This is a genomic window from Micromonospora sp. C95 (genome assembly GCF_018070465.1).
GTDB lineage: Bacteria > Actinomycetota > Actinomycetes > Mycobacteriales > Micromonosporaceae > Micromonospora.
This window is the reverse complement of sequence record NZ_JAGPXT010000002.1, coordinates 461795-481983: the sequence shown is the minus strand read 5'-3', so window position 1 is coordinate 481983 and position 20189 is coordinate 461795. Positions and strand designations below refer to the sequence as shown.

Sequence of the window (20189 nt, the reverse complement as noted above, 5' to 3'; positions counted from 1 at the left end):
GGTTTGTGGGTGGTTGCGGTGCGGCTGGGGGCGACCGTGCCCGGCTTCGGGCGGTCAGGCTTGATCCCTGCGCCGGGCACGGTCGCCCCCAGCCTGACCTGGTCGGCCTCCGTGCGGGTGTGGGCCAGCCGGGGTGGGGTTTGGTTGTCTGTTGTCTGTTGTCTGTTGTCTGTTCGACGGTTCGGTTGTGATGCTGCTGTCCGGTTGGTCTGTGGTGTGGGTATGCCGCTGGCCGGCACCCTGGTTCGGGTGCCGGCCGGCGGTTCTTGCTCCCCCTGTCGAGGAATGTCTTCGGTTGTCGGCTGGTGTCAGCTGGTCCAGTGTTCGGTGACGAGGTCGGCGGCCTGCTGTTCCCACTGGGCGTAGTGGTCGGGGTAGGCCGAGACCTGCACGGTCTGGGCGGCCTCAGTGAGGGGCATGTCCTGCCAGCCGTCGACCTGCTTCAACGCCTTGAGGAAGGCCAGGGTCGAGTACTCGGGGTCGGTGATCTGCTCGACGGTGCCCCAGCCGGACGACGGGCGCTGCTGGAACAGGCCCTGGGAGTCGTGGTCGTTGCGGTCACCGAGGTGGCCCAGGTTCTCCAGCTTCGACTCCTGTAGGGCGGTCGCGATCGACACGACGGCGGCACGCTCGTCCATGCCGGCCTTCTTCGTCGCGGCGATGATCGCCTTGACGTTGTCGATCTGCTCGTCGTTCAGGTCGACGTGGGACTGGTTGGTGGGGGTGCCGTGCGGCAGCAGGGTGCCCGTGTCCGGCTTGTCGGCCTGGACGGCGGCGATCGGGGTGGTCGGGGTGAACTCGTTGCCGGTGGTGGTGCCGTGGTTCAGCGGGCCGGCGGCGAGTCCGGCGGCGGCGGTGAGGCCGGCGATGCCGAGGATGCTCTTGCGCAGCATGGTGTTCATCGGGGGCTCCTTCGCGTTGGGGGTGGGCCTCGCCCGCTGCATCCGGGGGGATGACGGGGTACGGCCGGGCGCGGTCGAGCGCCAGAAGACAGCGGGGGCGTAGGCCCGGCCGTGGTGGTGCCGGGCGTTTCAGGGGGATGGCCGGGGCGCGTCCCGCAGGTGCGCGGGGCGGGGGCAGATCGCGCGCCGGGACCATGTGCAACGACCGGCCGGGGCGGGTGATTCCCGCATCCGGCGGCCCACGCCCGGGGGCGGGACGGGTGCTGCTTGGTCAGCCACCGGTTACAACGCCGGCCACCGGCCGATGATTCCGCCGGCTCACCCGCCGCCGACCCCGGGAAACCGGACACCGCGCCCATCCGGGCAGCTCAGCCCCAACGGTTCCGAGCCGGCCGGGGCGGGATCCGGCGGCGGGTGCGGCCTCCCGGTGTCCCGTCTGGGAGTTCGGTACCGCCCTGAGCGGTGTGGGGCGAGGGCCTAGGGTGGTGCGAGTGGCGACACTTCTGCTCCTGCGGCACGGACGCACCACCGCGAACGCCGACGGTGGCCTCGCCGGTCGGCAGCCCGTCGAGCTGGACGAGACCGGCCGCGCCCAGGCCACCGCGGTGGGCGAACGGTTGCGGGTGGTGCCGCTGGCGGCCGTGGTGACCAGCCCGCTGATTCGCTGTCGGCAGACCCTGGAGCTGGCGTTGCCCGAGGCGTCGCCGGTGGTGGACGACGGTCTGATCGAGTGCGGGTACGGCAGTTGGGAGGGCCAGCCGCTGAAGAAGCTGGCCAAGGAGCCGCTCTGGCCGATGGTGCAGCAGCATCCCAGCGGGGTGGTCTTCCCCGAGGGCGAGGCGATGGCGCAGATGTCGACCCGGGCGGTCGCGGCGGTACGCGCCTGGGACGACCGACTGACCGCCGAGCACGGCCCCGAGGCGGTCTGGCTGGCGTGCAGCCACGGTGATGTGATCAAGGCCATCGTCGCCGACGCGCTCGGCGTACACCTGGATCTTTTTCAACGGATCGTGGTGGACCCGGCGTCGGTGACCGCGATCCGCTACACCCCCCTGCGGCCCTTCCTGGTACGCCTCAACGACATCGGCGGCGACCTGGCCGGCCTGGTACCGCCGCCCGGCAAGCGACGTCGGCGGGCCCGCCGGCCGACGGACTCGGACGCCGCGGTCGGCGGCGGCGCGGGGGCGTCCCGGTGAGCCGTCCGGCTCCGCACCCCGGCACGTTCCGGTGGGTCGCGATTCGGGTCGGTGGGGTGCGCGCTGCGTGGGGCCGCCGGATAGGGTCGTGGGTATGACCCACCAGGTGCACGCCTTCGAACCGCCGGAGCGGTTCGTCGCCGGGACCGTCGGGCCGCCGGGGGAGCGCACGTTCTTCCTCCAGGCGCGCGGCGGTGGTCGGCTGGTCAGCGTCGCGCTGGAGAAGGTTCAGGTCTCCCTGCTCGCCGAGAAGCTGGAGGAACTGCTCACCGAGGCCCAGCGTCGGTTCGGTGTCGAACTGCCCGAGGCTACCGTCCCGGTCGGTGACAACGACCCGCTGGAGACACCGGTCGACGAGGAGTTCCGGGTCGGCACGCTGGGCCTGGCCTTCGACGCGGACAGCGCGACCGTAGTGATCGAGGCGATCGCGGTCGGCGAGGCGGAGACCGAGATCGAGCTTGGCCAGGCGGAGGCGGAGGCGGAGGACGAGCCCGACGATGTCGAGCCCGACGAGGATCTCGACCGGCTCCGGGTCCGGTTGACCCCCGAGGCGACCCGCGCGTTCATCGAGCGGGCCCGGCGCGTGGTCAACGCCGGCCGGCCGCCCTGCCCGCTCTGCGGTCAGCCCCTGGACCCGGCCGGCCACCTCTGCCCCCGGAACAACGGCTACCACCGGTGACCTCCTCCGGCGTGGCTCCCCGACAGGACGGGGGTGCCGCGCTGCGCCTGCTACGCGACGGTGACCTGACCGTCGAGGGGCGACTCGTCGACGCCTCGAACACCACCCTGCGGGGCGTGCTGACCCTGGACGGGATGTCGGCCCGGTGCGTGTACAAGCCGGTGCGCGGCGAGCGGCCGCTGTGGGACTTCCCGGACGGCACCCTCGCCGGCCGGGAGGTGGCCGCCTACCTGGTCTCTGCCGCCACCGGTTGGGATCTGGTGCCGCCGACGGTGCTGCGGGACGGGCCGTTCGGGCCCGGTTCCTGCCAGCTGTGGATCGACGAGCCGGCCGACGCCGAGCCGCTGGTGGGGTTCGTGCCGGCCGACTCGGTGCCACCCCGCTGGTTCCCGATCGCGGCCGCCCGTGACGACGACGGCACCGCGTACGCCCTCGCGCACGCCGACGACCCGCGGCTGGCCCGGCTCGCGGTGCTCGACGCGGTGATCAACAACGCGGATCGCAAGGGCGGCCACGTCCTGGTCGGCCCGGACGACCGGCTCCACGGGGTCGACCACGGGGTCAGCTTCCACGTGGAGGAGAAGCTGCGTACGGTGCTCTGGGGTTGGGCCGGCCGGTCGCTGCCGGACGACGCGGTCGACATGCTCGGCCGGCTGGCCCGTCAGCTCGCCGGCCCGCTCGGTGAGGAACTGGCCGAGCACCTCACCCTCGGTGAGCTCGCCGAGCTGGCCGCCCGGATCGACCGGCTGTGCGGCAGCGGTCGCTTTCCGCAGCCGTCCCAGGACTGGCCGGCGGTGCCCTGGCCGCCGATCTGAGCCTGTCGCGTTGATCACTCTCGGGGCGGCGTGACGTTGCCCGACGGCTGGTTAGGCTGACGGTCATGGAGTCTTGGGTGGGGCACGAGGTGCCGCGGCTGCCGGGCCGCAGCGAGCCGTTGCGGTTGTTCGACTCGGCGCGGGCAAGTGTGCAGCCGAGCGACCCGGACGGCGCCGCCACCATGTACGTCTGCGGCATCACCCCGTACGACGCCACCCATCTCGGTCACGCCGCCACCATGATCACCTTCGATCTGGTGCAGCGGATGTGGCGCGACGCCGGCCACGAGGTCCGCTACGTGCAGAACGTCACCGACATCGACGACCCGTTGCTGGAGCGGGCCGAACGTGACCGGGAGGACTGGAAGGTCCTGGCGATGCGGGAGACGGCGCTGTTCCGCGAGGACATGGAGGCGTTGCGGATCATCCCACCCGCCCACTACGTCGGCGCGGTGGAGTCGATCCCGGACATCGCCGAGAAGGTACTGGTGCTGCTCAAGGACGGTGCCGCTTACCGCCTCGACGACGGCACCGGCGACGTCTACTTCGACATCGCGGCCACGCCGAGCTTCGGCTACGAGTCCAACCTGTCCCGCGCGGAGATGCTGGAGATCTTCCCCGAGCGCGGCGGCGACCCGGACCGCGCCGGCAAACGTGACCCGCTGGACCCGCTGCTGTGGCGCGGCGCCCGCGACGGCGAGCCGTCCTGGCCGGGTGGCGACCTCGGCCCGGGCCGGCCAGGCTGGCACATCGAGTGCGCGGTGATCGCCCTGGGCCTGCTCGGCTCCACCATCGACGTTCAGGGTGGCGGCAACGACCTGCTCTTCCCGCACCACGAGTGCTCCGCCGCGCACGCCGAGCGGCTGACCGGCGCGGCACCGTTCGCCGGCCACTACGTGCACGCCGGCATGATCGGGCTGGACGGCGAGAAGATGTCCAAGTCCCGGGGCAACCTGGTCTTCGTCTCCCGGCTGCGCGCCGACCGGGTGGATCCGATGGCGGTCCGGCTGGCCCTGCTCTCCGGGCACTACCGCGCCGACCGGTCCTGGACCGACGACCTGCTCACCGCCGCCCAGGAGCGGCTGGGCCGCTGGCGGCGGGCCGCCGCCGCGACCGCCGGGCCGTCCGGCTCGGCGTTCCTGGCCGGCGTACGCGAACGACTCACCGACGACCTCGACACCCCCGGAGCCCTACGGCTGGCCGACGAGTGGGCCGAGCGGACCCTCGCCGGTACCGACGACGACCCGGCCGCGCCGCGCCTGTTCGCCGACACCGTCGACGCCCTGCTCGGCATCCACCTCTGACCGATCCGGGAACGTCCCCCGACGTCACCCCTCTCGCGGTCGGGCCCCTCTCGCGGTCGGGCCCCTCTCGCGGTCGGGCCCCTCTCGCCCGAGCGGACAACATCCCTGATGTTGCTGCCTCGCGTGTCCGTGAGGGGGCAACATCCCTGATGTCGCTGCTTCGGACGCCGTAAGGCAACGTGTTGTGGTGCGCGCCGTGCCCGGACGCCTTGAGGCAGCAACATCCCCGATGTTGCTGCCTCGCGTGCACGTGAGGGGACAACATCGGGGATGTTGCTGCTTCCTGTTCCCGCCGGGGGCGGCCCCCAAGGGGGTGGCGGACGTGAGGTGGCAGTCAGCCGAGGACGAGGCCGGGGTCCGGGTCGGGGGATTCGGCGGGGGCGGGGATCTGGTACTCCTCGGTGAGGGTGGTGACCGGGCCGGGCCAGGTGGCCTGGGCGACCTCGATCGGCTTGCGGTGCGGGTCGTACGCCACGTGAAGCAGGTGCAGCACCGGGGTGTCCGGTCGGATCTGGAGGGTCTCCGACTCCTCGCGGCTGGGCTGGCGGGCGGTGATGGTGTCGGTGGCGGTCGCGTACCGGCGGCCGGTGGCCTCCTCGGCCTCCTGGTAGAGCGGGCGGCCGAACGCCTCGGCCCGCTCCAGCGTGGTGCCGGCGGTGTCGGCGGGCAGGAACCAGGAGGCGCCCACCTCCACCGGTGAGTCCTCGGTGCGGACGAGGTGGCGGCGGCAGAGCAGTTCGGTGCCGTCGGGTACGCCGAACGCGTCGGCCACCTCGGGCGGCGCGGGGGAGCGGCCGACGGAGACGAGCTGCTGACGATAGCGGGCGGCGAGGTCGGTGTGGTAGCCGCGGAAGCCGCCGTAGCGGCCCCGGGAGAGGCGGTTGAGTCGTCGCCGGGTGCCCCGCACGTACGTACCGGAACCGGGTTTGGTGATCAGGACGCCCTCGACCCGCAGCTGGTCGACGGCGCGTTGCACGGTCTGCTTGGCGACGCCGAACATCTCGGCGATGGCCGGGATGGACGGCAGGCGTTCGCCCGGTGCCCAGTCCCCCCGTCGGATCTGGGTCTTGAGCTGCGCTGCGATCTGCCGGTGCGGAAACTCGGCCGCCCCCGGGTTGATCTGCATCCCGGCCTCCTCATTTCAGCTAGGTTCCTAGGATGCCCTACGCGGGATGAGTCCCGCCACCCCGACACAGACCACGAAACCCCGGGCCGACGTGGGCCCGGGGTTTCGTGAACGGGAAGTGGGCTACCAGGAACCGGCGGTGGGGCCGGCGGATCCGCCCCGGCGGCGCAGGTACTTCTCGAACTCCTGGGCGATCTCGTCCCCGGTCAACGGGGTGATGCCCGCGTCACCGACGCGTTCCTCCAACTCGCGGACGTACTCGCCCAACTCGGCGTCCTGCTCGGCCGCGCTGCGCACCCGCTGTTCCCACTCGGCGGCCTCCTCGGCCAGGTCGGCCATGGGTACCGGCAGGTCGAGCACCTCCTCGACCCGGTGCAGCAGGGCGAGGGTGGCCTTCGGGCAGGGCGGGTTGTTGGCGTAGTGCGGCACGTGGACCCAGAACGAGACGGCGTCGACCTCGGCCCGGGTGCAGGCGTCGTGCAGCACGCCGACGATCCCGGTCGGCCCGTCGTACCGGGTGGGGGTGAGCTGGTAGCGGCGTGCGGCGTCGGCGTCGGAGGCGCTGCCGCTGATCGGCAGCGGCCGGGTGTACGGCACGTCGGCCAGCAGGGCACCGAGCAGCACCACCCGCTCGACCTCCAGGCTGTGGCAGATCTCCAGCACCTGCTCGCAGAAGGTCCGCCACCGCATGCTCGGCTCGATGCCGCGGATCAGCACCACGTCCCGCTCGGTGCCGGCGGGGCTGGCGACCGTGAACCGGGTGGTGGGCCACTCCACCCGACGGGTGGCACCGTCGGACATGGCGATGGTGGGCCGGCTGACCTGGAAGTCGTAGAAGTCCTCCGGATCCAGCTCGGTGACGGGCCGGGCCTCCCACACCTGCTCCAGGTGCTCGACCGCCGCGGTGGACGCGTCCGCCGCGTCGTTCCACCCCTCGAAGGCGCAGATGGCGACCGGGGACCGCAGCACCGGCAGCCCGTCGAACTCGGTCACGCCGTCACCTCCTGCTCGTCACCGGCGGTCCGGGACGCGGTCCCGGTCGTCCGCCCACGGTGCGTGGCGGTGTCGCTGTAGTCCTTCACGTCAGTCAGCCTACGTGCCGGGCCCGGACCCGGCCCGCCGGCCGCGCCGGATGGGCCGGGCGTCGGCGCCGCCGTCGGACTGCGCGTAGACCACGGTGTTGGGCATTGCCGGCGAAAACGGGCGGCGTGATCCCGATGACACAATGTGGGATCGGACGGCACGCAGGGGTGCGGGCCCGCCCAATCGCATTAACCTGGGTTGGTGCGTACTTCGTTGCTCGACGCGTTGACCGACCGGATCCTCGTCACCGACGGGGCGATGGGCACGATGCTGCAGGCTGCGGACCTGACCCTGGACGACTTCGACGGTCTGGAGGGGTGCAACGAGATCCTCAACGTCACCCGGCCGGACGTCGTCCGTGGCGTGCACGAGGCGTACCTGGCGGCGGGCGCGGACTGTGTGGAGACGAACACCTTCGGCGCGAACCTGGCCAACCTCGGCGAGTACGACATCCAGCACCGGATCCGGGAGCTGTCCGAGGCCGGTGCGCGGATCGCCCGCGAGGCAGCCGACGCCTACACCTCGTCCGAGCGGCCCCGGTTCGTCCTCGGCTCGATCGGCCCGGGCACCAAGTTGCCCACCCTCGGCCACGCCGCCTACGCCACGCTGCGCGACGCGTACCAGGAGAACGCCGCCGGCTTGATCGAGGGTGGCGCGGATGCGCTGATCATCGAGACCTGCCAGGACCTGCTTCAGGTCAAGGCCGCCGTGGTCGGCTCGCACCGGGCGATGGCGGAGCTGGGCCGCAAGGTCCCGCTGATCTGTCACGTCACCGTGGAGACCACCGGCACGATGCTGCTGGGCAGCGAGATCGGTGCCGCGCTGACCGCGATCGAGCCGCTCGGCGTCGATCTCATCGGGCTCAACTGCGCCACCGGTCCGGCGGAGATGAGCGAGCACCTGCGCTACCTCTCCCAACACGCCACCGTCCCGCTGTCGGTGATGCCGAACGCGGGCCTGCCGCAGCTCACCGCCGACGGCGCGGCCTACCCGCTGACCCCGGTGGAACTGGCCGACGCCATGGAACGTTTCGTCACCGAATACGGCGTGTCCCTGGTCGGCGGCTGTTGCGGCACGACACCGGAGCACATCAGGCTGCTCGCCGAACGGCTGGGCGGGACCCGGCCGGTGGCCCGTGAGCCGCGTACCGATCCGGGTGTCTCCTCGATCTACCACCATGTGCCGTTCGCGCAGGACGCCAGCGTGCTGATGGTGGGGGAGCGGACAAACGCCAACGGCTCCAAGGCGTTCCGGGAGGCGATGCTCGCCGCCGACTGGCAGGCGTGCGTGGAGATCGCCCGGAGCCAGGCCCGCGACGGCTCGCACCTGCTGGACCTCTGCGTCGACTACGTCGGCCGGGACGGCACCACCGACATGCGTGAGCTGGCCGGCCGGTTCGCCACCGCCTCCACGCTGCCGATCATGCTGGACTCGACGGAGCCGGCGGTGATCGAGGCCGGCCTGGAGATGCTCGGCGGCCGGTGCGTGGTCAACTCGGTGAACTTCGAGGACGGTGACGGCCCGGAGTCCCGCTACGCGCGGGTGATGCCGGTGGTCGCCGAGCACGGCGCCGCCGTGGTCGCGCTGCTCATCGACGAGGAGGGCCAGGCCCGCACGGCGGAGTGGAAGGTACGGGTGGCCGAGCGGCTGATCGAGGATCTCACCGGTCGGTGGGGGATGCACCGCTCGGACATCCTGATCGACGCGCTTACCTTCCCGATCGCCACGGGTCAGGAGGAGACCCGCCGCGACGGCATCGAGACCATCGAGGCGATCCGGGAGATCGCCCGCCGCTGGCCCGGGGTGAACTTCACGCTGGGCGTCTCGAACGTCTCGTTCGGACTGAACCCGGCGGCCCGGCAGGTGCTCAACTCGGTCTTCCTGCACGAGTGCGTGCAGGCCGGGCTCACCTCGGCGATCGTGCACGCCAGCAAGATCCTGCCGATGTCGAAGATCCCCGACGAGCAGCGCGAGATCGCCCTCGACCTGGTCTACGACCGGCGTCGCGAGGGTTATGACCCGGTGCAGCGGTTCATCGAGGTCTTCGAGGGCGTCGACGCCGCCTCGGCGCGCGCCACCCGGGCCGAGGAGTTGGCGGCCCTGCCGCTCAACGAGCGGCTCAAGCGGCGGATCATCGACGGCGAGCGCAACGGCCTGGAGGCCGATCTCGACGCCGCGATGGCGGCCGGCACCGCCCCGCTGCTCATCATCAACGACATCCTGCTGGACGGCATGAAGGTCGTCGGTGAGCTGTTCGGCTCCGGTCAGATGCAGCTGCCGTTCGTGTTGCAGTCGGCCGAGGTGATGAAGACCGCGGTGGCGTACCTCGAACCGCACATGGAGAAGGCCGACGACGGCGGCAAGGGCCGCATCGTGCTCGCCACGGTCAAGGGCGACGTGCACGACATCGGCAAGAACCTGGTCGACATCATCCTGTCCAACAACGGCTACGAGGTGGTGAACATCGGCATCAAGCAGCCGATCTCCGCCATCCTCGACGCCGCCGACCAGCACCGCGCCGACGCCATCGGCATGTCGGGTCTGCTGGTCAAGAGCACCGTCATCATGAAGGAGAACCTGGTCGAGATGGCGTCGCGCGGGGTCGCGGAGCGCTGGCCGGTCCTGCTCGGCGGCGCGGCGCTGACCCGGGCGTACGTCGAGGACGACCTGCGGTCGATGTTCCCCGGCCAGGTGCACTACGCCCGCGACGCCTTCGAGGGGCTGTCCCTGATGGACCGGGTGATGGCCGCCAAGCGCGGCGGCGCCCCCGTGGTGGACGCCGAGCGGGAGGCGGCCCTGGCGGCCCGGCGGGCCCGCCGCGAACGGCAGCGCGCGGTGGTCGCCGAGTCGCTGCCGGAACTGCACGACACCTCGGTACGCTCCGACGTCGCGGTCGACGTGCCGGTGCCGGTCGCACCGTTCCACGGCACCCGGGTGATCAAGGGGGTGCCGCTTGCCGACTACGCGGCGCTGCTGGACGAGCGGGCCACCTTCATGGGCCAGTGGGGGCTGCGCGGTGCGCGCGGCGGCAAGGGCCCGTCGTACGAGGATCTGGTGGAGACCGAGGGCCGGCCGAGGCTGCGCTACTGGCTGGACCGGCTGATCGCCGACCAGGTGTTGGAGGCGGCCGTGGTGTACGGCTACTTCCCGGCGTACTCGGAGGGCAACGACCTGGTCGTCCTGGACGAGAACGGGCACGCCGAGCGGGCCCGGTTCACCTTCCCCCGGCAGCGGCAGGAGCGGCGGCTGTGCCTGGCCGACTTCTTCCGCCCACGCGGCGACGACCCTGACGTGGTCGCGTTGCAGCTGGTCACCGTCGGCCAGCCGGTCAGCGAGTACGCGGCCAAGCTGTTCGCCCGCAACGAGTACCGCGACTACCTGGAGGTGCACGGCCTGTCGGTGCAGCTCACCGAGGCCCTCGCCGAGTACTGGCACAAGCGGGTCCGGGCCGAGCTGCGGCTGCCCGACGGTCGTACCGTCGCCGACGACGACCCGGCCGACCTGGCCGGCCTGCTGCGCACCGACTACCGGGGCTGCCGGTACGCGTTTGGCTACCCGGCCTGCCCCGACCTGGAGGACCGGGCGAAGATCGTGGACCTGCTCGGCGCCGAGCGGATCGGGGTGCAACTGTCCGAGGAGTTCCAGCTGATGCCGGAGCAGGCCACCGACGCCATCGTCGTCCACCACCCCGAGGCCAGCTACTTCAACGCCAAGTGACGCCCGCAGGTGCCGTGACCTGTACGTCAGGCACCTGCGGTGGGCATTGGACCATGATCATGCCGTTTCCAGGCACGCACGGGCTTCTGGTTCGTCATCGTCGGCCTGGTCGTCACCGAACGCCTTGTCGATGGCCCGGCGGGTGCGGTCCTCGCTGGTCGGCAGCAGGTGGGTGTAGGTCCGCAGGGTGAATCCGGGGTCGGCGTGGCCCAGGTACGTCGACAGGGCCTTGACGCTCTCCCCGGCATCCAGCAGGACCAAGGTGTAGGTGTGCCGCAGGACATGCACTCCGCCCGCCGTTGACCCGGGCGAGCCGGGCAGACCACCGCCCGACGCGCCCGCGTCCGTACGAGCGTCAAGGCTGTCTTGAGATGACGGACCGGGCGGCGGCCCGATCCCCAGGAGGTCGGGTTGACGGGCGGACGGGATGGCGGCGGTTGTGGTTGCACCGTGACACTGCGTGCCCTGGTGTGGTACTGATCGAGGTCGCTGGTAGCTGGCTCGGAGAGTGGTGGGGCTTCATGGATCCGGATGTGACTGCGTTGGCTGGTGCGGTGGTGCCGTACGTGGCGGCGGCTGCCGGAGCGTACGGGGCGGGTGTGGTGGCGAGGGTGCAGGAGGTGGCGGCGGATGCGACGGTCGGCCTAGGTGGTCGGTTGTTGCGCCGGTTGCTGGGACGAAAGGAGTCAGCGCCGTTGGTGGAAGCGGCGGTGATGGATGTAGCCGAGGATCCGGCTGATCAGGATCGGTTGGCGGCGTTGCGGTTGCAGATCCGCAAGGCGGTGGCTGCCGACGCTCGGTTGGCTACTGAGTTGTCGCAGATGCTGGCGTCAGCGGGGGTGACGATCACGGCATTGGGTGAGCGTTCTGTCGCCGGCCAGACGGTCAGCGGGGTGGTGATCACCGGGGATGGCGGCCAGGTGACGCGATGACCGATGAGGATGCTGCCGACCCTGGTGGGGTGAGCGCTGAGGGCGGCCGGTCGATCGCGGCAGGTGAGATCAGCGGGCTTGCTATCACGGGCGACGGTGCGAAGGTCGATGCGCGGAGGATCGAGGTGCATCGGGCATCGACGGCACCCGAGGTGGGGGAGCGGTTGCATAACCTGCCCAAGCCGGCGACACGGTTGTTTGTGGGCCGTGAGGACGAGTTCGCCAAGTTGGAGGAGGTGATGTCGGCCGGCAGCGGGGTGATTTGTCAGGCGGTGCATGGTCTCGGTGGGGTGGGTAAGACCGAGTTGGCGTTGCAGTACGCCCACCGGTGGCGAAACCGGTATCTGGTGCGGTGGTGGGTGACTGCTGACAGCCCGGCGGCGATCGAGAGCGGTTTGGCGGCGTTGACGGCCCGGTTGAACCCGGAGTTGGTGCTGACGGTGACGGCAGCGGAGGCTGCGGGCTGGGCCATCGGCTGGTTGCAGAACCAGTCGGGTTGGTTGCTAGTGCTGGACAATGTGGAGCAGCGCTCGGATGTCGAGCCGCTGGTAGCCCAGTTGGACACCGGGCACCTCTTGATCACGACGCGGCGTGACGTGAACTGGGAGACACTGGTCGACGGGTGTCTGCATCTGGACATGCTGGATCGTGAATCCGCAGTGCGGCTGTTGCTGGAGCCTGGGCAACAGCAGGATCTGTTGGCGGCGGCGGTGTTGGCCGACGAGTTGGGGTATCTGCCGTTGGCGTTGCAGCAGGCGGCCGGTTATCTAAGGCAGACCCGTTCGCCAGTGTCGGTCTATCTGGATCGGCTGCGTGCCCAGCCTGCCGAGGTGTTGAACACGATCGCGGAGGGGGACCAGGCGGAACGGGCGGTGGCCCAGGTTTGGCTACTTACCCTCGACCGGCTGCGCGACATCCGGCCCGCAGCGATCGACCTGCTGCGAATCTTGTCGTGCTACGCGGCCGACGAGGTGCCGCGCTCAATCTTGGCCGGATATTCCGAACAGCACGGTGCTGTTGACCAGGCGCTATCAGCGTTGGCGTCGTACAACCTGGTTACGCTCACGCAGACGACAGTGAGCACTCACCGGCTTCTCCAGACGGTGGTCCGCAGCCAAGCGCAGACGCAGGCCGAGGCTGACTACCACGACGAGGGCAGCGACCTGCCCGAGTCGTTGTGGCAAAAGGCGATTAATAATGCGTTGGCCCTGCTCGACCAAGCCCGCCCGCCGGGCAATCCATCAGATAATGTCGATGCCTGGCCGCAGTGGAGGGTGTTAGCCCCACATGTCGAAGCGATCGCACACCACATTCCCGAGGACACCGTAGATCTGACCTTCGCGTACCTGCTGGGCCAACTGGGGTTCTACTACTACACGCAGGCAAGGTACAACCAGGCTCTACAAGCTGAGAAGCGGGCGTTGGAGATCAGTGAGGCGGCGTTGCCGGCAGGACATCCCACCATCGCGCTGCGGTTGGACAACTTGGCGGGCACTCTGAGCGATCTGGGGCGGCCGGCGGAGGCGTTGCCGTTGCAGCGGCGGGCGTTGGAGATCAGTGAGGCGGCGTTGCCGGCAGGACACCCCACTATCGCGACCCGGTTGGATAACCTGGCATACACGCTGGCGGGTCTGGGGCGGCCGGCGGAGGCGTTGCCGTTGCAGCGGCGGGCGTTGGAGATCAGTGAGGCGGCGTTGCCGGCAGAACACCCCGACATCGCGATCCAGTTGAATAACCTGGCGGGCACTCTGAGCGATCTGGGGCGGCCGGCGGAGGCGTTGCCGTTGCAGCGGCGGGCGTTGGAGATCAGTGAGGCGGCGTTGCCGGCAGGACACCCCACTATCGCGACCCGGTTGGACAACCTGGCGGGCACGCTGAAAGCCCTGGGGCAGGCGGAGGAGGCGCTGCCGTTGCGACGGCGGGCGTTGGAGATCAGTGAGGCGGCGTTGCCGGCAGGACACCCCGACATAGCCACCCGGTTGAACAATCTGGCGGGCACGCTGAGGGCGCTGGGGCAGGCGGAGGAGGCGCTGCCGTTGCAGCGGCGGGCGTTGGAGATCAGCGAGGCGGCGTTGCCGGCAGGACACCCCACTATCGCGCTCCGGTTGAACAACCTGGCGGCCACGCTGACAGCCCTGAGGCGGGCGGAGGAGGCCCTGCCGTTGCAACGGCGGGCGTCGGAGATCAAGGCAGAAATCGAGCGTAAACGGACTGATTCGAATGATGCAGAGTGACGGCCGTGGGTGCGGTGAACTGCACCTACGGCAGACGGTTAGCCCTCATCATGCGGTCGCTAGGCCGCCCCGGGCCTCAGGGTCGGCGCCGGCCCGGCCAGGCGCTCTGTAGCTGTCGAGCGATGTCGACGAGTGCGTTGAAAGTGTCTCGGGCAGTGCAGCTCGAAGTCCCGCCCGTTCGAAGCGGTCGGACGGAGCCATGGAGAGTCCTGGGAGGAAATTGGCAGCCTACAGGGATGTACGCGCTCTGCAGCAATCCACGGGCCCTGGGCGGCAAATTGGCCCAGTGGCGCGAGTATCAGCACACCCTCGCCATCGCTCAGGCCGTCGGCCAAGCGCAAGCCGGCACTCCCGAGGTGCTTCTGTGATCAGGACGCCGGCCGGAAGTCCGGGCCGTCGGCTGTCGTCACCAATTCCCAGCCGAAGGCGTCCAGGGTGATGTCGGTACGGGCTCCGAAGGTGTGGACCAGTCTGGCGACCGGCCCGTCCGGCAGGCTGTCGCCGACCGTGGCGAACACCTCGGCCGGGTTTCCGCCGAGCTGTTGTGCCACGATCCACGGCACCGCCAGAGCCACCATGAAGTCCCGGTCGTCGTCGGACGTCAGATCGGGCGAGGCCGGTCGCGAGCACTGAGTGGCGTAGCAGATCGACGGAGTTCTGGCGCAATGCCAGGGTGGCGAGGCGGGCGCCGTAGCGGCCGAGGGCGAGCGCGTTGGAGGGGTCGAGGGAGCGTACGAAGCTCTGCTCGATGCGTCGCGGAGCGCGGGCGAGGATCTCCTCCGCGAGTCGGTCCTGCTTCCCTGGGATTCTCTCCAGGTTGGGCTTCACCCGGCCAGGATGGCAGAACCGCGCGAGGTCAGCACTCGGCCCTGCCGAGGCGTGCGAACTCGTCGAGGGAGACGTACTTCGGTAACTCGTCGTTGTTCACGATTGCGGTGATCATGACTGATCCTGGTTGCAGGCCGACCAGTTCGGGCAGCCGGAAGGTAACCGAGTGGGTGGTGAAGCTGTTGTTGCCGGCGACGCCGCACATGCGAAAGGCGGCGCGCCGATCAGGGGCAGGATCGGGCGGGAATCCCGGCAGTTGGACGGTGGCCGGCGAGGTCGCGTCCCGGGGTACGTCGTAGTCCCGGCCCGGCCAGCTCGGCCAATTCGCGGATGGTTCCGGAGCGAGGGACGGGGTGGGCGAGACCGCGCGTTCGGTGGCAAGGACAATCACGTCCGGCGGCTTGTCCGCGCACCAGGCCAGTGCCGCGAGCGGCCGGCCGTCAGCATCCACGGTGAGGCCAGTGATGCCCTTGATCTCTGGCGTGCAGGCGGTCAGGGCGGTCAGCACGAGCAGTGGGGCGGCCAGCGTGGCGACGATCCGTCGTGTCCTCGCGCGCGTTCGAGCCACCATGCTCCAACGATCGCGGAGCAGGGTCGACCTCCGACCTCGGCTGAATCTCGGGCCGATGACGATGATGCGGCGGGCGTGCCTCCGCCGATGACCGGAATCGGCAGGTCCGTGCGAGTCGCCATGTTGCCGACACGGCCCGGCTCGTCCGGCGCTTGCTGCCGCTGCCTGTCGGAGCCGGGTACCGTCGATTGTGGCGGCTCGCTGGTGTGGAGGCCAGCAGATCGCCGCCTTGTCCTTCACCCGGGAGCTTCGCCATGCCGCCGAGCGCGCGTACCGTCGTTGACCCACGGTTCCCCGCTGAGCTTGCCCGACTTCGCCGTCTCCGTGGCCTGTCGCTGCGCGATCTGGCTCGCCTTGCGTACGTCGGGAAGAGCTACGTGCACGACCTCGAGACGGGTCGTACCCGACCGTCCCGCGAACTCGCCGCGCACCTTGACGACACCCTTCAGGCCGGTGGGACGCTGGCCGCGATGGTCGTCGATGCACCAACCGTGACCACCCCCGACGACGACGACCGCCTAGCGTACGTGCTCGCCGAACCGACCCGCCTCGACGCCGCTGCCGTGCGGCTGCTCGCCGAAGTGCTGGCTGCGCAACGTCGCCTTGACGACGTCCTGCCGGCTCCGGTGACACTGCCGGCAATGGTGGCGCAGCGGTCCACTGTGCAGCACCTCGCCGAGCGGGCCGCTGGCCCCTACGTCGGCCAGCTGCACGAGTTGGTGGCGGAGTGGACGCAGTTCGTCGGCTGGCTGCATGCCGAAGCCCGCAACGACGGTGAGGCGATACAGGTGCTGATCGAGGCCGCCAGGCAGGCCGACGCCGTTGACAGTGGCCCGCTCGCGGCGCAGGTGGAGAACTTCCGGGGCTACCTGGAGCGGCAGCGAGGCAACCCGCGCGGCATCGTGCGCCATTTTCTCACCGCGTACCACACACCCGGGGCGACGGCGCTGCAACGCGTCGGCGACGCGGTCCAGGCCGCCCACGGATACGCGCTACTCGGCGATCGGCGCTCAGCAGCAGGGCTCCTCGGAGAGGCGAGCGACCTCACCGAGGCGGCCGAGCGCGAGCAGGCACCGGTCCTGGCCTACTGGCTGACGCCCACGTTCAGCAGGATGGGTCTCGGGCTGGCCTATCTGGCGCTCGGCGACACGTCGGCCGGCATCGACAACCTGCGGGCCGGGTTGGCCGGGTTGCCGCCTGACCAGCGGGACGCCGCATGGACGCAGGAGTACCGGCAGGCACTCGCGGTCGCCACCGGCTGAGCTGTCCGTCAACCGTCCCGGACAGGACGCCGGACGCCTCGCACCTGCCCTGAGTGCCCACCGCAATCGCACGATTCACGTGGGTGGTGGCGGTGCGCCCCCACGTACCGCCGCCCCCGTCCCCGAACTTCGGCGGAGGTGATGGTGTGAGCAGGTGGCACAGGTTCTGGCGGTGGCTGCGGCGGCGGCCGATGCCGCTGGCAAACGGCGGGCAATGGCGGGAGACCGTCGAGCAGGAGGCCGCCCGGCAACGCCTGCTCGACCCGGCGCAACACCCGGTGGCCAGCATGACTGGGCGTGCCGTCAGCTATCGAGACGCGATGGCCGCCGAGGCGGTGCGAATCGGCCGGGCCGTCGACGCCCTGCCCGCCCGGCTCGCCGACGAGCACCTGCCGCGCCGGCCGGAGTGGACGTGCGCCAGCTGCGAGGGCGAACCGTCGTGGCCGTGCGCACCCGCGCGGGTGCGGCTCGCCGAGGCGTACGGCCGGGACCGGGTGGGCCTGTCGATGTACGCGGGTGCCTTGTTGACGGCGGCGTTGGACGACCTGCCGCGCGAGGATCCCGGCGAGCTGACGACCAGGTTCCTCGCGTGGCTGAGGTGTACCTGCGGGGCGGGTAGCCACGCCGGGGCGTGACCGACGATCGGCGCCCCGGCGCATTCGCCGTCCTTTTCGTACGCCCGCCTGCCGGGGACCGGTCAAGCACGGACCGGCCGGCCGGCGTAGCCGGATGTGACCTCTGTTGCACGGACACGCCGACACACCATCTGGTGTCTTGCGTTCGCCGGCCGCCCATATATGGTGTCTCCCGTAGCTGGTTCGGCGCCCATCCGGGGCGGCCGAGGCAAGAGGGAACCCGGTGGAAATCCGGGGCTGCCCCGCAGCGGTGAGTGGGAACGACAGCCGTCACACAGCACTGGGCTCCGGCCTGGGAAGCGACGGCCAGTAGGAGCGCGCGAGCACGCCCACGAGTCCGAAGACCTGCCAGCACGCCGCCCGCACTCGTGGGCGGCGGCCGCAGGCCGCGTGGGACGGCCGACGCCAGGAACGGGCCGTGCCGCCTGCGCGGTTCCCGTGGCGTCCTCCCGCGTGTCCGAGGCCCTCGGTAGACGGCGCGAGGAGAGAGACGTGACGGTCGTGCGGGAGATGCCGGCCTCCGACGCGGGTGTGTCGGAGCAGCGCCGGCAGGTGATGCAGGTCCGCAAGCGCGACGGCGCCACGGAACCGGTGGACGTCAACAAGATCGTCCGGGCGGTGGAGCGGTGGGTGGCCGACCTCGACGAGGTCGATCCGCTGCGGGTGGCCACCAAGACCATCAGCGGCCTGTACGACGGTGCCACCACTGCCGAGCTGGACAAGCTGTCCATCCAGACGGCCGCCGAGCTGATCGGTACGGAGCCGCAGTACTCGAAGCTGGCGGCGCGGCTGCTGGCCGCGTACGTGGACAAGGAGGTCCGTGGGCAGCAGGTGGCCAGCTTCAGCCAGTCCATCCGGTACGCGCACGGCCTCGGGCTGATCGGGGACGCGACCGCCGCGTTCGTGGCCCGTAACGCGCGCAAGCTGGACGACGCCGTGGACCCGGACGGTGACCTGCGGTTCGAGTACTTCGGGCTGCGCACCGTCGCGGACCGCTACCTGCTGCGGCATCCACAGACCCGGCTGGTGGTGGAGACGCCGCAGTACTGGCTGCTGCGGGTGGCCTGCGGGCTGTCGCAGACACCGGGTGAGGCGATCGGGTTCTACCGGCTGATGTCGAGCCTGGCCTACCTGCCGAGTTCGCCGACGCTGTTCAACTCGGGCACCCGACACACCCAGATGTCGTCGTGTTTCCTGGTCGACTCCCCGCGCGACGAACTCGACTCGATCTACGAGCGCTACCACCAGGTGGCGAAGCTGTCGAAGTTCTCCGGCGGCATCGGCATCTCCTGGTCACGGATCCGGGGCCGGGGCGCGCTGATCCGGGGAACCAACGGCAAATCCAACGGCATCGTGCCGTTCCTGAAGACCCTCGACGCCGGGGTGGCGGCGGTCAACCAGGGTGGCCGCCGCAAGGGCGCGGCCTGCGTGTACCTGGAGCCGTGGCACCCGGACGTCGAGGAGTTCCTGGAGTTGCGGGACAACACCGGGGAGGAGTCCCGGCGCACCCACAACCTGAACCTGGCCAACTGGATCCCGGACGAGTTCATGCGCCGGGTCGAGGCCGACGCCGACTGGTCGCTTATCGACCCGTCGGACGCGCCGGAGCTGCCGGACCTGTTCGGTGAGGCGTTCGACGAGGCGTACCGGGCGGCGGAGAAGAAGGCCGTCCGGACGGTCAAGGCCCGCGACCTGTACGGCCGGATGATGCGTACGCTCGCGCAGACCGGCAACGGGTGGATGACGTTCAAGGATGCGGCGAACCGGCTGTCCAACCAGACCGGTGCGCCCGGCAACACGATCCACCTGTCGAACCTGTGCACCGAGATCCTGGAGGTCAACAGCGACACCGAGACGGCCGTGTGCAACCTCGGGTCGGTCAACCTGGGCGCGCACGTCACCGCCGACGGCGTCGACTGGGAGAAGCTGCGCGCGACGGTACGCACGGCGGTGGTGTTCCTCGACCGGGTGATCGACATCAACTACTACCCGGCCGAGCAGACGGCGGTGTCGAACCCGCGCTGGCGACCGGTCGGGCTCGGCCTGATGGGGCTGCAGGACGCCTTGTTCACGCTGCGTCTGCCGTTCGACTCGGCGCCGGCCCGGGAGTTGTCGACCCGGGTCCAGGAGGAGATCTTCCTGACCGCGCTGGAGACGTCGGCCGGGCTGGCCGAGCGGTTCGGCCCGCACCCCGCGTACGCCGAAACCCGCGCCGCGAAGGGTGAGTTGCATCCCGACCTGTGCGGCGCGGAGGTGACGCAGGCGTCGCGGTGGACCGCGCTGCGGGAGCGGATCGCCCGCCACGGCCTGCGCAACTCGCTGCTGGTGGCGATCGCACCGACCGCCACGATCGCCTCGATCGCCGGGTGCTACGAGTGCATCGAGCCGCAGGTGTCCAACCTGTTCAAGCGCGAGACGATGTCCGGCGAGTTCCTCCAGATCAACACCTACCTGGTCCGGGAGTTGAAGGCGCGCGGACTGTGGACCGCGTCGATCCGGGAGCAGATCAAGCGGGCCGAGGGGTCGGTGCAGGGCATCGCCGAGCTGCCGGCGGAGGTGCGGGAGCTGTTCCGGACCGCGTGGGAGCTGCCGCAGCGGGCGCTTATCGACCTGGCCGCCGCCCGGGCTCCGTTCATCGACCAGTCGCAGTCGCTGAACCTGTTCCTGAGCGCGCCGACCATCGGCAAGCTCTCCTCGATGTACCTGTACGCCTGGAAGGCCGGGCTGAAAACCACCTACTACCTGCGGTCGCGTCCGGCGACCCGGATCCAGCAGGCCACCGTCGCCGTCAAGCCGATCGTCGCGGTAAGCGACGACGAGGCGTTGGTCTGCTCCCTGGAAAACCCCGAGAGCTGCGAGGCGTGCCAGTGACCACTGTTTCCGAACCCGACACCGGTCAGCGGCA

The 20189-nt window shown here is 70.4% G+C and carries 16 protein-coding genes and 1 riboswitch; of the genes, 10 read left to right on the top strand and 6 right to left on the bottom strand.

Annotation, left to right across the window (positions count from 1 at the left end):
* Positions 1 to 308: 308 nt before the first annotated feature.
* Positions 309 to 902, bottom strand: coding sequence for a hypothetical protein (locus tag KBX00_RS04740; RefSeq protein ID WP_210823527.1), 594 nt, complete (start codon positions 900 to 902; stop codon positions 309 to 311).
* Positions 903 to 1384: 482 nt separating this feature from the next.
* Between KBX00_RS04740 and KBX00_RS04735 the strand changes: the two genes are divergently transcribed.
* The 4 genes from KBX00_RS04735 (at position 1385) to mshC (ending at position 4896) form a co-directional block, all read left to right on the top strand.
* The gene (locus KBX00_RS04735; RefSeq protein ID WP_210823525.1) at positions 1385 to 2098 is read left to right on the top strand and encodes a histidine phosphatase family protein; all 714 of its coding nucleotides are present in this window, start codon (positions 1385 to 1387) and stop codon (positions 2096 to 2098) included.
* A gap of 94 nt (positions 2099 to 2192) precedes the next feature.
* Complete coding sequence (locus KBX00_RS04730; protein WP_210823523.1) at positions 2193 to 2777, top strand: DUF3090 domain-containing protein; 585 nt, start codon at positions 2193 to 2195, stop codon at positions 2775 to 2777.
* Positions 2774 to 3592 (top strand): SCO1664 family protein, encoded by an 819-nt coding sequence (locus KBX00_RS04725; protein WP_210823521.1) that lies wholly within the window; start codon positions 2774 to 2776, stop codon positions 3590 to 3592. Before KBX00_RS04730 ends, KBX00_RS04725 begins: the two co-directional genes overlap by 4 nt.
* 65 nt (positions 3593 to 3657) lie before the next feature.
* Positions 3658 to 4896: a cysteine--1-D-myo-inosityl 2-amino-2-deoxy-alpha-D-glucopyranoside ligase gene (mshC, locus tag KBX00_RS04720; RefSeq protein ID WP_210823519.1), complete on the top strand. Its 1239-nt coding sequence runs from the start codon at positions 3658 to 3660 to the stop codon at positions 4894 to 4896.
* Between the two features lie 334 nt (positions 4897 to 5230).
* Here the strand turns inward: mshC and KBX00_RS04715 are convergent, their stop codons facing one another.
* Both KBX00_RS04715 and KBX00_RS04710 read right to left on the bottom strand, forming a co-directional pair.
* On the bottom strand, positions 5231 to 6022 hold the full coding sequence (locus KBX00_RS04715) for a GntR family transcriptional regulator (protein WP_210823517.1): 792 nt from the start codon (positions 6020 to 6022) through the stop codon (positions 5231 to 5233).
* 123 nt (positions 6023 to 6145) lie between these two features.
* Positions 6146 to 7015 carry a PAC2 family protein gene (locus KBX00_RS04710; protein WP_093402074.1) on the bottom strand — a complete coding sequence of 290 codons (870 nt, stop codon included), beginning with the start codon at positions 7013 to 7015 and terminating at the stop codon, positions 6146 to 6148.
* Between the two features lie 291 nt (positions 7016 to 7306).
* Here KBX00_RS04710 and metH point away from each other — a divergent pair, with 291 nt between their 5' ends.
* Complete coding sequence (gene metH / locus KBX00_RS04705; protein ID WP_210823515.1) at positions 7307 to 10822, top strand: methionine synthase; 3516 nt, start codon at positions 7307 to 7309, stop codon at positions 10820 to 10822.
* A 57-nt stretch (positions 10823 to 10879) separates the two neighbouring features.
* On the opposite strand, the gene KBX00_RS04700 is transcribed toward metH, so the two are convergent.
* Positions 10880 to 11110: a hypothetical protein gene (locus KBX00_RS04700; protein ID WP_307868065.1), complete on the bottom strand. Its 231-nt coding sequence runs from the start codon at positions 11108 to 11110 to the stop codon at positions 10880 to 10882.
* A 323-nt stretch (positions 11111 to 11433) separates the two neighbouring features.
* On the opposite strand from KBX00_RS04700, the gene KBX00_RS04695 reads away from it, so the two are divergent.
* On the top strand, positions 11434 to 11754 hold the full coding sequence (locus tag KBX00_RS04695) for a hypothetical protein (protein ID WP_307868063.1): 321 nt from the start codon (positions 11434 to 11436) through the stop codon (positions 11752 to 11754).
* Complete coding sequence (locus KBX00_RS04690; protein WP_210823511.1) at positions 11751 to 13988, top strand: tetratricopeptide repeat protein; 2238 nt, start codon at positions 11751 to 11753, stop codon at positions 13986 to 13988. The genes KBX00_RS04695 and KBX00_RS04690 overlap by 4 nt, the downstream gene beginning before the upstream one ends.
* Positions 13989 to 14356: 368 nt before the next feature.
* On the opposite strand, the gene KBX00_RS04685 is transcribed toward KBX00_RS04690, so the two are convergent.
* Both KBX00_RS04685 and KBX00_RS04680 read right to left on the bottom strand, forming a co-directional pair.
* Complete coding sequence (locus KBX00_RS04685; RefSeq protein WP_210823509.1) at positions 14357 to 14566, bottom strand: hypothetical protein; 210 nt, start codon at positions 14564 to 14566, stop codon at positions 14357 to 14359.
* Between the two features lie 278 nt (positions 14567 to 14844).
* Positions 14845 to 15387: a hypothetical protein gene (locus tag KBX00_RS04680; RefSeq protein WP_210823507.1), complete on the bottom strand. Its 543-nt coding sequence runs from the start codon at positions 15385 to 15387 to the stop codon at positions 14845 to 14847.
* Positions 15388 to 15641: 254 nt separating this feature from the next.
* Between KBX00_RS04680 and KBX00_RS04675 the strand changes: the two genes are divergently transcribed.
* The 3 genes from KBX00_RS04675 to KBX00_RS04665 all read left to right on the top strand — a co-directional run bounded on the left by KBX00_RS04675 (position 15642) and on the right by KBX00_RS04665 (position 20155).
* A complete protein-coding gene (locus KBX00_RS04675; RefSeq protein ID WP_210823505.1) occupies positions 15642 to 16649 on the top strand; it encodes a helix-turn-helix domain-containing protein in 1008 nt (335 codons plus the stop codon).
* 146 nt (positions 16650 to 16795) lie between these two features.
* Positions 16796 to 17284, top strand: coding sequence for a hypothetical protein (locus tag KBX00_RS04670; RefSeq protein WP_210823503.1), 489 nt, complete (start codon positions 16796 to 16798; stop codon positions 17282 to 17284).
* Positions 17285 to 17446: 162 nt separating this feature from the next.
* Positions 17447 to 17652, top strand: a riboswitch (cobalamin riboswitch).
* Positions 17653 to 17794: 142 nt separating this feature from the next.
* Positions 17795 to 20155: a ribonucleoside-diphosphate reductase subunit alpha gene (locus KBX00_RS04665; protein ID WP_301547375.1), complete on the top strand. Its 2361-nt coding sequence runs from the start codon at positions 17795 to 17797 to the stop codon at positions 20153 to 20155.
* Positions 20156 to 20189: the final 34 nt, after the last annotated feature.